11 protein-coding genes are annotated in these 12,119 nt (G+C 63.3%); 10 read left to right on the forward strand and 1 reads right to left on the reverse strand.

The window, feature by feature from the left end:
- The first annotated feature begins 151 nt into the window (after positions 1-151).
- Both AC07PQ_RS13435 and AC07PQ_RS13440 read left to right on the forward strand, forming a co-directional pair.
- Positions 152-406 carry a hypothetical protein gene (locus AC07PQ_RS13435; RefSeq protein ID WP_007925924.1) on the forward strand — a complete coding sequence of 85 codons (255 nt, stop codon included), beginning with the start codon at positions 152-154 and terminating at the stop codon, positions 404-406.
- A 36-nt stretch (positions 407-442) separates the two neighbouring features.
- Positions 443-1,012 (forward strand): lipocalin family protein, encoded by a 570-nt coding sequence (locus AC07PQ_RS13440; RefSeq protein WP_007925922.1) that lies wholly within the window; start codon positions 443-445, stop codon positions 1,010-1,012.
- Between the two features lie 43 nt (positions 1,013-1,055).
- Here AC07PQ_RS13440 and AC07PQ_RS13445 read toward each other — a convergent pair whose 3' ends face one another.
- Positions 1,056-2,420 (reverse strand): formimidoylglutamate deiminase, encoded by a 1,365-nt coding sequence (locus AC07PQ_RS13445; RefSeq protein WP_493185692.1) that lies wholly within the window; start codon positions 2,418-2,420, stop codon positions 1,056-1,058.
- 188 nt (positions 2,421-2,608) lie between these two features.
- On the opposite strand from AC07PQ_RS13445, the gene hutC reads away from it, so the two are divergent.
- From hutC to hutH, 8 genes are all read left to right on the forward strand, one after another.
- Positions 2,609-3,277, forward strand: a complete 669-nt coding sequence (gene hutC / locus AC07PQ_RS13450) for a histidine utilization transcriptional repressor HutC (protein WP_238437480.1) — start codon at positions 2,609-2,611, stop codon at positions 3,275-3,277.
- Positions 3,278-3,286: 9 nt separating this feature from the next.
- Positions 3,287-3,859 carry a HutD/Ves family protein gene (locus tag AC07PQ_RS13455; protein WP_007925918.1) on the forward strand — a complete coding sequence of 191 codons (573 nt, stop codon included), beginning with the start codon at positions 3,287-3,289 and terminating at the stop codon, positions 3,857-3,859.
- A 494-nt stretch (positions 3,860-4,353) separates the two neighbouring features.
- A complete protein-coding gene (hutU, locus tag AC07PQ_RS13460) occupies positions 4,354-6,036 on the forward strand; it encodes a urocanate hydratase (RefSeq protein WP_007925917.1) in 1,683 nt (560 codons plus the stop codon).
- 117 nt (positions 6,037-6,153) lie between these two features.
- A complete protein-coding gene (locus AC07PQ_RS13465) occupies positions 6,154-7,617 on the forward strand; it encodes a purine-cytosine permease family protein (RefSeq protein WP_007925916.1) in 1,464 nt (487 codons plus the stop codon).
- Between the two features lie 74 nt (positions 7,618-7,691).
- Entirely contained in the window at positions 7,692-8,660 is a 969-nt protein-coding gene (locus AC07PQ_RS13470; RefSeq protein ID WP_007925914.1) for an ABC transporter substrate-binding protein, read from the forward strand.
- Positions 8,661-8,731: 71 nt separating this feature from the next.
- Positions 8,732-9,583, forward strand: a complete 852-nt coding sequence (locus AC07PQ_RS13475; RefSeq protein WP_007925913.1) for an ABC transporter permease — start codon at positions 8,732-8,734, stop codon at positions 9,581-9,583.
- Complete coding sequence (locus tag AC07PQ_RS13480) at positions 9,580-10,410, forward strand: quaternary amine ABC transporter ATP-binding protein (RefSeq protein WP_007925912.1); 831 nt, start codon at positions 9,580-9,582, stop codon at positions 10,408-10,410. The genes AC07PQ_RS13475 and AC07PQ_RS13480 overlap by 4 nt, the downstream gene beginning before the upstream one ends.
- A gap of 99 nt (positions 10,411-10,509) precedes the next feature.
- A complete protein-coding gene (gene hutH / locus AC07PQ_RS13485) occupies positions 10,510-12,033 on the forward strand; it encodes a histidine ammonia-lyase (protein WP_274305293.1) in 1,524 nt (507 codons plus the stop codon).
- The last annotated feature ends 86 nt before the right edge of the window (positions 12,034-12,119 follow it).

Below are 12,119 nucleotides of genomic sequence, written 5' to 3' on the forward strand. Positions count from 1 at the left end.
TTTTGCCCCCGCAAAGTGGTTGATTCCGGAGGAAATGCTGGGTGCTGCGTCACAATAAATAGGCGTCTGGCTGGGGAACCAGATGGGGCTTTTCTCTTCTAAGCTTCTGGTTGGCAGCATGCCATCCCCCCGTTCGCCCAGGAGTTTCACCATGTCCCTGCGTTCTCTCGCTCTGTTGTCGTTCTGCGTGCTGTTGGCTGCATGCGGCAAGATCAATCAGGAAAACTATTCCAAGCTGTCGGCCGGCATGCCCAAGGCCGAAGTTGAAAAACTGCTGGGCAAACCAACCGATTGTTCCGGCGCGCTGGGCATGTCCAGCTGCACCTGGGGTGACAAGAACAGCTTTATCAGCGTGCAGTACGCCGGTGACAAAGTGCTGATGTTTTCCGGGCAAGGCCTGAAGTAAAAAAAACCGGGGCCACGTGCCCACGGGAGAAAAATAATGATGCGTTTGCTAGTCACTCTTCTGGCCGGCCTGTTGTTGGCCGGCTGCGCCACTTCCCGGGACGATTCACTGGCGCCCAAGACCGCGAATCACGTCGATCTCAAGCGTTACCAAGGGACCTGGTACGAGCTGGCGCGTTTGCCGATGTATTTCCAACGTAACTGCGCGCAATCCGAAGCCCGCTACACCTTGCTGCCCGAAGGCAATATGGCGGTGCTCAACCGCTGCCTGACCGCCAACTGGCAATGGGAAGAGGTGCGGGGCACGGCAACGCCGCAGGCGCCGGATAAAACCGACAAGCTGTGGGTCGAATTCGATACCTGGTTTTCCCGGTTGATACCGGGCCTGGCCAAGGGCGACTACTGGGTGCTGTATGTGAGCGACGACTACAAGACCGCCATTGTCGGCAACCCGGATCGTCGATACCTGTGGCTGTTGTCGCGCCGGCCGAATGTTAGCGAGGCGGTTCGTGAGGACCTGCTGAGCAGGGCGCGCCAGCAGGGTTATGACACCACCCGCCTGATCTGGCGAGTGTCGGACAAGGCGATGGCCAAGACCTCGAAGTGAATCCATGCGGGAGCCAGCGTGCTGGCTCCCGCGGTGACGGGCTTCAGCCGAGCAGGTCGCGCAGCACCTGGGTAAAGGCCCGATTACTTTCTTCTTCGCCTGCGTGACGTCCGTCGCGCACGACCCACTGACCGTTGACCAGCACATCGCGCACCTGGCGATCGCCGCCGGCGAACAGCCAGCGGTTGAGAATGCCGTCGCCCTCGGCGGTGGCCAGGTAAGGATCGCTGCCGTCAAGCACCAGCCAGTCGGCACGCTTGCCCACTTCCAGGGCGCCGATCGGCTGTCCCAGGGCCTGGGCACCGCCGTCCAGAGCGGCGTCGTACAGGGTCCGGCCAACCATCGGCTGGTCGTTGCGATACAGGCGGTTGCGGCGTTGATCGCGCAGGCGCTGGCCGTATTCCGCCCAGCGCAATTCTTCCACCACGCTCAGCGACACATGGCTGTCGGAACCGATGCCCATGCGGCCGCCCTGGGCGAGAAAATCCACCGCTGGGAAAATCCCGTCGCCGAGGTTGGCTTCGGTGGTCAGGCACAGGCCGGCAATCGCTCGGCTTTGCGCCATGAGGCTGACCTCTTCGGCATTCGCGTGGGTGGCATGGACCAGGCACCAGCGCTGATCGACCGCGGTGTTTTCATACAGCCATTGCAGCGGCCGGCGCCCGCTCCAGGTCAGGCAGTCGTCGACTTCCTTCTGCTGTTCGGCAATGTGGATATGCACCGGGCACTGCTTGTCGCTGGCGGCCAGCACTTCGCTGATCTGCTGCGGGGTGACCGCGCGCAACGAGTGGAAGCACAGCCCCAGCTGCTGGGCCGATTGCCGGGCCAGCAGCGGTTGCAGGCGGCTTTGCAGCTTGAGGTAGTTTTCCGTGCTGTTGATGAAGCGGCGCTGGCCTTCGTTGGGCGCCTGGCCGCCGAAACCGGAGTGGCTGTACAGCACTGGCAGCAGGGTCAGGCCGATGCCGGCGGCGCTGGCGGCCTGGCTGATGCGCAGGGACAGCTCGGCCGGGTCGGCGTAGGGCTGGCCGTTGGTGTCGTGATGCACATAGTGGAATTCGGCGACCGAGGTGTAACCGGCCTTGAGCATTTCGATGTACAGCTGACGGGCGATGATGCCCAGCTGGTCCGGACTGATCTTGCCCACCAGGCGATACATCAGGTCGCGCCAGGTCCAGAAGCTGTCGTTGGGGTTGCCGGCCACTTCCGCCAGCCCGGCCATCGCCCGCTGGAACGCATGGGAGTGCAGGTTGGGCATGCCCGGCAGCAGCGGGCCTTGTAGCCGCTCGGCGCCTTCTGCGCTGGCATCGGCCTGGATGTGGGTCAACAGGCCGTCGGCGCTGACCTCGAGACGTACGTTGTTGGCCCATCCGTTAGGCAGCAGTGCGCGTTCGGCAAAGAAGGCGGACATGGTTCAAGCACCCCGTCGTGTGTTATTTGTATATACATATACAGACGTTTGCCTGCTCGGTAAACTCCGGCAAGCTAGCCTCTTTCTTCAGCCAACAAGGATTTCCCGTGCCGACTCCGCCCGCCAACTCCCCGCTGGCCGCCCATCTGGGCGATAGTCCGGCGCCCCTGTACGCCCGCGTCAAGCAGATGATCACCCAGCAGATCGAGAGTGGAAACTGGCCGCCGCATTACCGCGTGCCCTCGGAAAGCGAGCTGGTCAGCCAGCTGGGTTTCAGCCGCATGACCATCAACCGCGCCCTGCGCGAGATGACCGCCGAAGGCCTGCTGGTGCGCATGCAGGGCGTGGGGACTTTCGTCGCCGAACCCAAGAGTCAGTCGGCCTTGTTCGAGGTGCACAACATCGCCGACGAGATCGCCTCGCGCGGTCATCGCCACACTTGCAAAGTCATTACCCTGGGTGAAGAGGCGGCCGGTTCCGAGCGCGCCGTGGCCCTGGAAATGCGCGAAGGGCAGAGGGTCTTCCACTCGCTGATCGTGCATTTCGAGAACGATATCCCGGTGCAGATCGAGGACCGTTTCGTCAACGCGCTGGTGGCGCCGGATTACCTCAAGCAGGATTTCACCTTGCAGACCCCCTACGCCTACCTGAACCAGGTCGCGCCGCTGACCGAGGGCGAGCACGTGGTCGAGGCGATTCTGGCCGAGCCGGAAGAATGCAAGTTGCTGCAGATCGAGCGCGGCGAGCCGTGCCTGCTGATTCGCCGCCGGACCTGGTCCGGCCGCCAGCCGGTGACCGCCGCGCGCCTGATCCACCCGGGTTCTCGTCACAGCCTGGAAGGGCGGTTTCATAAGTAAGGGGCATCAATGACTCAGTTGAACGTTTTGCGCGCGGCCAACTACCCGCGCATGCCATGGAAGAACGGTGGTGGCAGTACCGAAGAAATCACCCGGGACGCCGGCGTCGGCCTGGAAGGTTTCGGCTGGCGATTGTCGATCGCCGATATCGGTGAGTCCGGCGGCTTCTCCAGCTTTGCCGGCTACCAGCGGATCATCACCGTGCTGCAAGGCGCGGGCATGACCCTGACGGTGGACGGCGAGGACACCCGCGTACTGTTACCGCTGGACCCCTTTGCCTTCAGTGGCGCGAGCCAGGTCGCGTGCACCCTGATCGACGGGCCGATTCGCGACTTCAACCTGATCTACGCGCCGGACCGCTACAGCGCTCGCTTGCAATGGCTGTCGGGTGGTCAGCGCTTCTTCACCCAGGCCGGCACGGTGCTGGTATTCAGCGTGGCCGAGGAAATGCGCGCCGACCTGGGTGGCGGTGTCGCCGCCTTGCTTGAGCGCCATGACTGCCTGCAACTGCTCGGTAACCCCGGCTTGCGGGAAGTCACCGTCAGCGGCGCTTGCTGCGTGATCGAACTGACAGCCATCTGACCTGTAGCCGCTGCCGCAGGCTGCGATAGGCCGGGGTCGCGCTCGACTCGAAGAGCCTTCCGGCCTGCAAGAGCGCGTCTCCTTCGGAGTCGATCGCAGCCTTCGGCAGCGGCTACAAGCCCACCTGTTTCTCTCCCTCCCTGATGTTGTTTCCCTCGCGCACCAATTTGTTACCGAACGCCCCAGCGTGGCGCAAAGCCCTGGCGAAGTAACAGCTCTCCCGCCTCTAGCCATAATCCCCGCGAAAAAATAATCGACGCTGAAACCCTTGATCCAAGGGCCTCTTCATCGGGTTCACGATTTTCTTGAAGGCTCATTCAACGAGTTGGCCGATCGATTGCATATGCTTGTATGTACAAGTAAAGACGTATGCGTATGAGTCACTGAAGACTCTTCGCCGCGTCCCCTGATTCGCTTGCTGCGCAGCGCCCTGCGCGCAGGCACGCTCGCCCACTGCCTGGGTTGGTTTGGATTGATCGCTGAGGAGTTTTTTCGTGACTGAGAATAAACCTACGAAATACCGGAACGTCGAAATTCGCGCTGCCCGCGGCAACAAGCTGACCGCCAAGAGCTGGCTGACAGAAGCGCCGCTGCGCATGCTGATGAACAACCTCGACCCGGAAGTCGCCGAGAACCCGAAAGAGCTGGTGGTTTACGGTGGCATCGGCCGCGCCGCGCGCAACTGGGAGTGCTACGACAAGATCGTCGAGAGCCTGACCAACCTGAATGACGACGAGACCCTGCTGGTGCAATCCGGCAAGCCGGTCGGCGTGTTCAAGACCCACAGCAATGCCCCGCGCGTGCTGATCGCCAACTCCAACCTGGTACCGCACTGGGCGACCTGGGAACACTTCAACGAACTGGATGCCAAGGGCCTGGCCATGTACGGCCAGATGACCGCCGGCAGCTGGATCTACATCGGCAGCCAGGGCATCGTCCAGGGCACCTACGAAACCTTCGTCGAAGCCGGTCGCCAGCACTACAACGATGACCTCAAGGGCCGCTGGGTCCTGACCGCCGGTCTCGGCGGCATGGGTGGCGCCCAGCCTCTGGCTGCGACCCTGGCCGGTGCCTGCTCGCTGAACATCGAATGCCAGCAGACCAGCATCGATTTCCGCCTCAAGACCCGCTATGTCGACGAGCAGGCCAAAGACCTGGACGACGCCCTGGCGCGTATCGCCAAGTACACCGCCGAAGGCAAGGCGATCTCCATCGCCCTGTGCGGCAACGCGGCTGAAATCCTCCCGGAAATGGTCCGTCGCGGCGTCCGTCCGGACATGGTCACCGACCAGACCAGCGCCCACGACCCGCTCAACGGCTACCTGCCAGCCGGCTGGACCTGGGAGCAGTACCGCGAGCGCGCCAAGACCGAGCCTGCCGCGGTGGTCAAGGCGGCCAAGCAATCGATGGCCGTGCATGTCAAGGCCATGCTCGACTTCCAGAAGCAGGGCATCCCGACCTTCGACTACGGCAACAACATCCGTCAGATGGCCCAGGAAGAAGGCGTCGAGAACGCCTTCGACTTCCCAGGCTTCGTACCAGCCTATATCCGTCCGCTGTTCTGCCGCGGCATCGGTCCGTTCCGCTGGGCCGCGCTGTCGGGCGACCCGCAGGACATCTACAAGACCGACGCCAAGGTCAAGGAACTGATTCCGGACGACGCTCACCTGCACAACTGGCTGGACATGGCGCGCGAGCGCATCAGCTTCCAGGGCCTGCCGGCGCGTATCTGCTGGGTTGGCCTGGGCCTGCGCGCCAAGCTCGGCCTGGCGTTCAACGAAATGGTGCGCAGCGGCGAGCTGTCGGCGCCGATCGTCATCGGTCGCGACCACCTGGACTCCGGCTCGGTATCCAGCCCGAACCGCGAAACCGAATCGATGCAGGACGGTTCCGACGCCGTGTCCGACTGGCCACTGCTCAACGCCCTGCTGAACACCGCCAGCGGCGCGACCTGGGTTTCCCTGCACCACGGCGGCGGCGTCGGCATGGGTTTCTCCCAGCACTCCGGGATGGTGATCGTCTGCGACGGTACCGACGAAGCGGCCGAACGTATCGCCCGTGTGCTGCATAACGACCCGGGTACCGGTGTCATGCGTCACGCCGATGCCGGTTACCAGATCGCCATCGACTGCGCCAAGGAACAGGGTCTGAACCTGCCGATGATCACTGGCAAGTAAGCTCCCGGCGGATCGCCGCCAGGATCAGGGAAGGAGCTGCCGCACGCTGCAGTGCGGCAGCTCGGTCCATGTAGCAGTGCTTTGACATGACAAGAATCTCCCGGGAGAACAATAACGATGTCCACGGCCAGCGATAGCTCCAAACCCCTGATCGAGCGGCGGTCGATCAACTACATCCCCGAAGCCGAACGCCACGGCAAGCTCTACAGCCAGTTCACCCTGTGGTTGGGGGCTAACCTGCAGATCACCGCCATCGTCACTGGCGCTCTGGCGGTGGTGCTGGGCGGTGATGTGTTCTGGTCGCTGATCGGCCTGCTCATCGGGCAACTGCTGGGCGGCGGTGTGATGGCGTTGCATGCGGCGCAAGGGCCCAAGCTTGGCCTGCCGCAGATGATCTCCAGTCGGGTTCAGTTCGGGGTGTATGGCGCGGCCATTCCGATCGTCCTGGTCTGCCTGATGTACCTGGGCTTCACTGCCACCGGCACGGTGCTTTCCGGCCAGGCGCTGGGCCAGCTGTTCGGGGTCAGCGACAGTGTCGGCATCCTGATCTTCGCCAGCGTCATCGTGCTGGTCACGGTGCTCGGCTACCGGGTGATCCATTTCATCGGTCGCGCCGCCAGCGTTATTGGCGTGATCGCCTTCGTTTATCTGTTCAGTCGCCTGATGAGCCAGACCGACGTTGGCGCACTCCTGGAAATCCGCCACTTCAGCTGGAGCAGCTTCCTGCTCGCGGTGTCGCTCGCCGCGTCCTGGCAGATCGCCTTCGGCCCCTACGTGGCCGACTATTCGCGCTACCTGCCGAGCAAGACCTCTTCGGTGAAAACCTTCCTCGCCGCTGGCGCGGGCTCGGTGATCGGCGCGCAGGTGGCGATGATCCTTGGCGTGTTCGCCGCGGCCATGGCCGACGGGCAGTTCGCCGGTCACGAAGTGGCCTATATCGTCGGCCTGGGTGGCAGCGGTGCCACCGCCGCGCTGCTGTACTTCAGCATCGCCTTTGGCAAAGTCACCATCTCGACGCTGAACTCCTACGGCAGCTTCATGTGCATCGCCACCATCATCAGTGGCTTTCGTGGCCACCTGGAAGTGACGCGCTTGCAACGCCTGGTGTTCGTGCTGGTCATCGTCGGTACTGCGACCCTGATCGCCTTGCTCGGCCAGCACTCGTTCCTCGGTGCGTTCAAGTCTTTCATCCTCTTCCTGCTGGCCTTCTTCACCCCGTGGAGCGCGGTCAACCTGGTGGATTACTACTGCATCACCCGCGAGCACTATGACGTGCCGGCGCTGGCCGATCCGAACGGTCGCTACGGCCGCTGGAACATCCTCGGTATCAGCGTCTATGTGATCGGTGTGCTGGTGCAGCTGCCGTTCATCGCCACCAAGTTCTACACCGGCCCGCTGGTGGAAACCCTGGGTGGCGTGGATATCTCCTGGATCGTCGGCCTGGTGGTTCCCGCGGCGCTGTATTACGTCTGCGCGAAGAAATGGCATGGCGCCGTACCCGATCGCCTGATCCTGCCGGTAGAGCAGGACTCGATCACAGAACAAAAGCTGAGTGGGGCAGGCCGCGCTACTGCGGTCTAGACCTGATTGGACGTGGACGGGCTGGATGCCTCTTGACTGCCGTAATCCATTTCAATGATTGGGAGCGTCACACAATGAAAATGAATAAGACCCTGCTGACCACTTTGCTTTCCATGGGCCTGCTGGCCAGCGCTGGCGCTACCCAGGCGGCCGGCTGGTGCGAGTCCGGCAAACCGGTGAAATTCGCCGGCCTGAACTGGGAAAGCGGCATGTTGCTGACCGACGTGCTGCAAGTGGTCCTGGAAAAAGGCTACGGCTGCAAGACCGACAGCCTGCCAGGCAACTCCATCACCATGGAGAACGCCCTGAGCAGCAATGACATCCAGGTTTTCGCCGAGGAATGGGTCGGTCGCAGCGAGGTCTGGAACAAGGCCGAGAAGGCCGGCAAGGTGGTCGGCGTCGGCGCCCCGGTGGTGGGCGCCATCGAAGGCTGGTACGTGCCGCGCTACGTGATCGAGGGCGATGCCAAGCGCAAGCTGGAAGCCAAGGCCCCGGACCTGAAGAACATCGCCGATTTGGGCAAGTACGCCAGCGTATTCAAGGACCCGGAAGAGCCGAGCAAGGGCCGTTTCTATAACTGCCCGGCCGGCTGGACCTGCGAGCTGGACAACAGCGAGATGCTGAAAAGCTACGGCCTGGAAAGCAGCTACACCAACTTCCGCCCAGGCACCGGCCCGGCGCTGGATGCCGCGGTGCTGTCGAGCTACAAGCGTGGCGAACCGATCCTGTTCTACTACTGGTCGCCAACCCCGCTGATGGGCCAGGTCGACCTGGTGAAGCTGGAAGAAAAGCCGGGCGTGGACAAGAGCGTGACCATCAAGGTCGGCCTGTCCAAGACCTTCCACGAGGAAGCGCCCGAGCTGGTGGCCGTGCTGGAAAAGGTCAACCTGCCGATCGACCTGCTCAACCAGAACCTGGGTCGCATGGCGAAGGAACGTATCGAATCGCCGAAGCTGGCGAAAATTTTCCTCAAGGAACATCCTGAAGTCTGGCACGCATGGGTGAGCGACGACGCAGCCAAGAAAATCGACGCGGCCTTGTAGGTAGAGCCTTCCCGGCGGCCTGAGCGGTAGCCGGGAGCTTCACCACAACCCACTTGATCGAGAGTCTCTCTATGTTTCCTGAAAGCTTCACCTTTTCCATCGCCGACTGGGTCAACAGTTGGGTCGATTCGCTGGTGACCAACTACGGCGATGTGTTCCGCCACATCTCCGACACCCTGCTGTGGGCCATCGTCAACCTCGAAGGCCTGCTGCGCCTGGCGCCCTGGTGGCTGATGCTGGCGATCGTCGGCGGCATCGCCTGGCATTCGACCCGCAAGCTGGTGACCACCGCGGTGATCGTCGGCCTGCTGTTTCTGGTGGGCGCGGTCGGCCTGTGGGACAAGCTGATGCAGACCCTGGCGCTGATGCTGGTGGCGACCTTCATTTCGGTGCTGATCGGCATTCCCCTGGGGATCCTCTCGGCGCGCAGCAATCGCCTGCGTTCGGTGCTGATGCCGCTCTTGGACATCATGCAGACCATGCCGAGCTTCGTGTACCTGATCCCGGTGCTGATGCTGTTCGGCCTGGGCAAGGTGCCGGCGATCTTCGCCACCGTGATCTACGCCGCGCCGCCGCTGATCCGCCTGACCGACCTGGGCATTCGCCAGGTCGACGGCGAAGTCATGGAGGCGATCAACGCTTTCGGCGCCAACCGCTGGCAGCAACTGTTCGGCGTGCAACTGCCGCTGGCCCTGCCGAGCATCATGGCCGGGATCAACCAGACCACCATGATGGCCCTGTCGATGGTGGTGATCGCCTCGATGATCGGTGCCCGTGGCCTGGGCGAAGACGTGCTGGTGGGCATCCAGACCCTCAACGTCGGCCGTGGCCTGGAAGCCGGCCTGGCGATCGTGATTCTGGCCGTGGTCATCGACCGTATTACCCAAGCCTATGGTCGTCCACGCCATGAGGTGAGCAAATGAACGACGCAATCGTGAGCAAGATCGAAGTCAAGAACGTCTTCAAGATTTTCGGCAACCGTTCGGCCGACGCGCTGAACATGATTCGCCAGAACAAGACCAAGGACCAGGTGCTGGCCGAGACCGGCTGCGTGGTCGGGGTCAACGACCTGTCGCTGAGCATCGGCACCGGCGAGATCTTCGTGATCATGGGCCTGTCCGGCTCCGGCAAGTCGACGTTGGTGCGCCACTTCAACCGCCTGATCGACCCGACCAGCGGCGCGATCCTGGTGGATGGCGTGGACATCCTGCAATACGACATGGAAGCCCTGCGCGAATTTCGCCGGCACAAGATCAGCATGGTGTTCCAGAGCTTCGGCCTGCTGCCGCACAAGACCGTGCTGGAAAACACCGCCTACGGCCTCAAGGTGCGGGGCGAGAGCAAGGAAGTCTGCACCGAGCGCGCGCTGCACTGGATCAACACCGTGGGCCTCAAGGGCTACGAGAACAAGTACCCGCACCAGCTGTCTGGCGGCATGCGCCAGCGTGTCGGCCTGGCCCGCGCCCTGGCGGCGGACACCGACATCATCCTGATGGACGAGGCCTTCAGCGCCCTCGACCCGCTGATCCGCGCCGAGATGCAGGACCAGCTGCTGGAGCTGCAAAAGACCCTGCACAAGACCATCGTCTTCATTACCCACGACCTCGACGAGGCCGTGCGCATCGGCAACCGCATTGCGATCCTCAAGGATGGCCGGCTGATCCAGGTCGGCACGCCGAAAGAGATCCTGCATTCGCCGGCGGACGAGTATGTCGACCGTTTCGTGCAGCGACGCGCGGCGGTGGTTTAAAGGCTTGGGGCGGGCCTCTTCCCCTGTAGGAGCGAGGCTTGCCCGCGAAGGCGGCGGTAAAGCTGCATCAATGTTCAGGTTGTACCCGTGAGGTCGAAGATGTCGCAGGCTGAAAAAATCGTTATCGCCGATGCCCCGTTGCGTTGGCAGGATGTGGTCGCCGTAGCCCGGCATGGCGCGCAGCTCGAGCTGTCGGCCCAGGCCTGGGCGCGTATCGAGAATGCCCAGGCTATTGTCCAGCGCATCGTCGTCAGCGGCGAACGCGCCTATGGCATCAACACCGGCCTTGGCGCGCTGTGCAACGTTTCGCTGCAGGACGAACAGCTCAGCCAGCTGTCGCGCAACACCCTGCTCAGCCATGCCTGTGGCGTGGGCGCGCCGCTGGCCGACGAGCAGACCCGGGCGATCATGTGCGCGGCTGTCGTCAACTACAGCCACGGCAAGTCCGGCTTGCATCGCCGGGTGGTCGAGGCGCTGCTGGCCCTGCTCAATCGCGGCATCACCCCGCAGGTGCCGTCCCAGGGCTCGGTGGGTTACCTGACCCACATGGCCCATATCAGCATCGCCTTGCTCGGCGTCGGCCAGGTCAGCTATCGCGGGCAGGTCGTGTCGGCCGAGCAGGCGCTGGCGGCGGAAGGCCTGAAGCCGGTGCAACTGGGGGCCAAGGACGGTCTGTGCCTGGTCAACGGTACGCCGTGCATGACCGGCCTGAGCTGCCTGGCCCTGGCCGACGCCACGCGCCTGCTGCAGTGGGCCGACGTGATCGGCGCCATGAGCTTCGAGGCCCAGCGCGGGCAGATCGCCGCCTTCGATGCCGAGATCATTGCGCTCAAGCCGCACCCCGGCATGCAGCAGGTCGGCATCAACCTGCGCGCCTTGCTCGACGGCAGTGAAGTGATTGCCACCAGCAAAGGCATCCGCACCCAGGATGCTCTGAGCATCCGTTCCATCCCGCAGGTTCACGGCGCCGCCCGCGATCAGTTGGCGCACGCGACGCAGCAGGTCGAAACCGAGCTCAACTCGGTCACCGACAACCCGATGGTGCTGGGCACTCCGGACAACTACCGGGTGATGTCCCAGGCCAACCCCCACGGCCAGTCGGTGGCACTGGCGGCGGACCTGCTGGCGATCGCCATGGCCGAGATCGGCTCGATCGCCGAGCGCCGCCTGGACCGCCTGATCAACCCCCATGTCAGCGGTTTGCCGGCGTTCCTGGTGAGCAACCCCGGGGTCAACTCCGGAATGATGATCGTCCAGTACGTCGCTGCCTCGCTGTGCGCGGAAAACCGCCAGCTGGCGCAACCGGCGGTGCTCGACAACTACGTCACCTCCGGCCTGCAGGAAGACCACCTGAGCCTGGGCACCAACGCCGCGCTGAAGCTTTCCCGCGCGCTGGAAAACTGCACCCAGATCCTCGCCATCGAATACCTGCTGGCGGCCCAGGCCTTCGAATTTCTCAAGGAACAGCGTTTCGGTGCCGGCACCGAGGCGGCCTGGAAGCTCCTGCGCCAGCGGGTTCCGGCCTATGACCAGGATCGCTGGCTGGCCCCGGACATCGCCAGCGCGGCGGCGCTGCTCAAGGCTCCGGCCTTGCTGCAGGAGGTTTTACCGGGCGTGCGCTGAAGCGCGCCCTGCAAGAACAGGATTTTCCAAGACAACGGTTTCCACGAAAAACCAGCGTGCCAAGGCGCCACTCGCTCACAAACGGC

The sequence above is a fragment of the Pseudomonas sp. GW821-FHT09E12 genome, assembly GCF_059416085.1.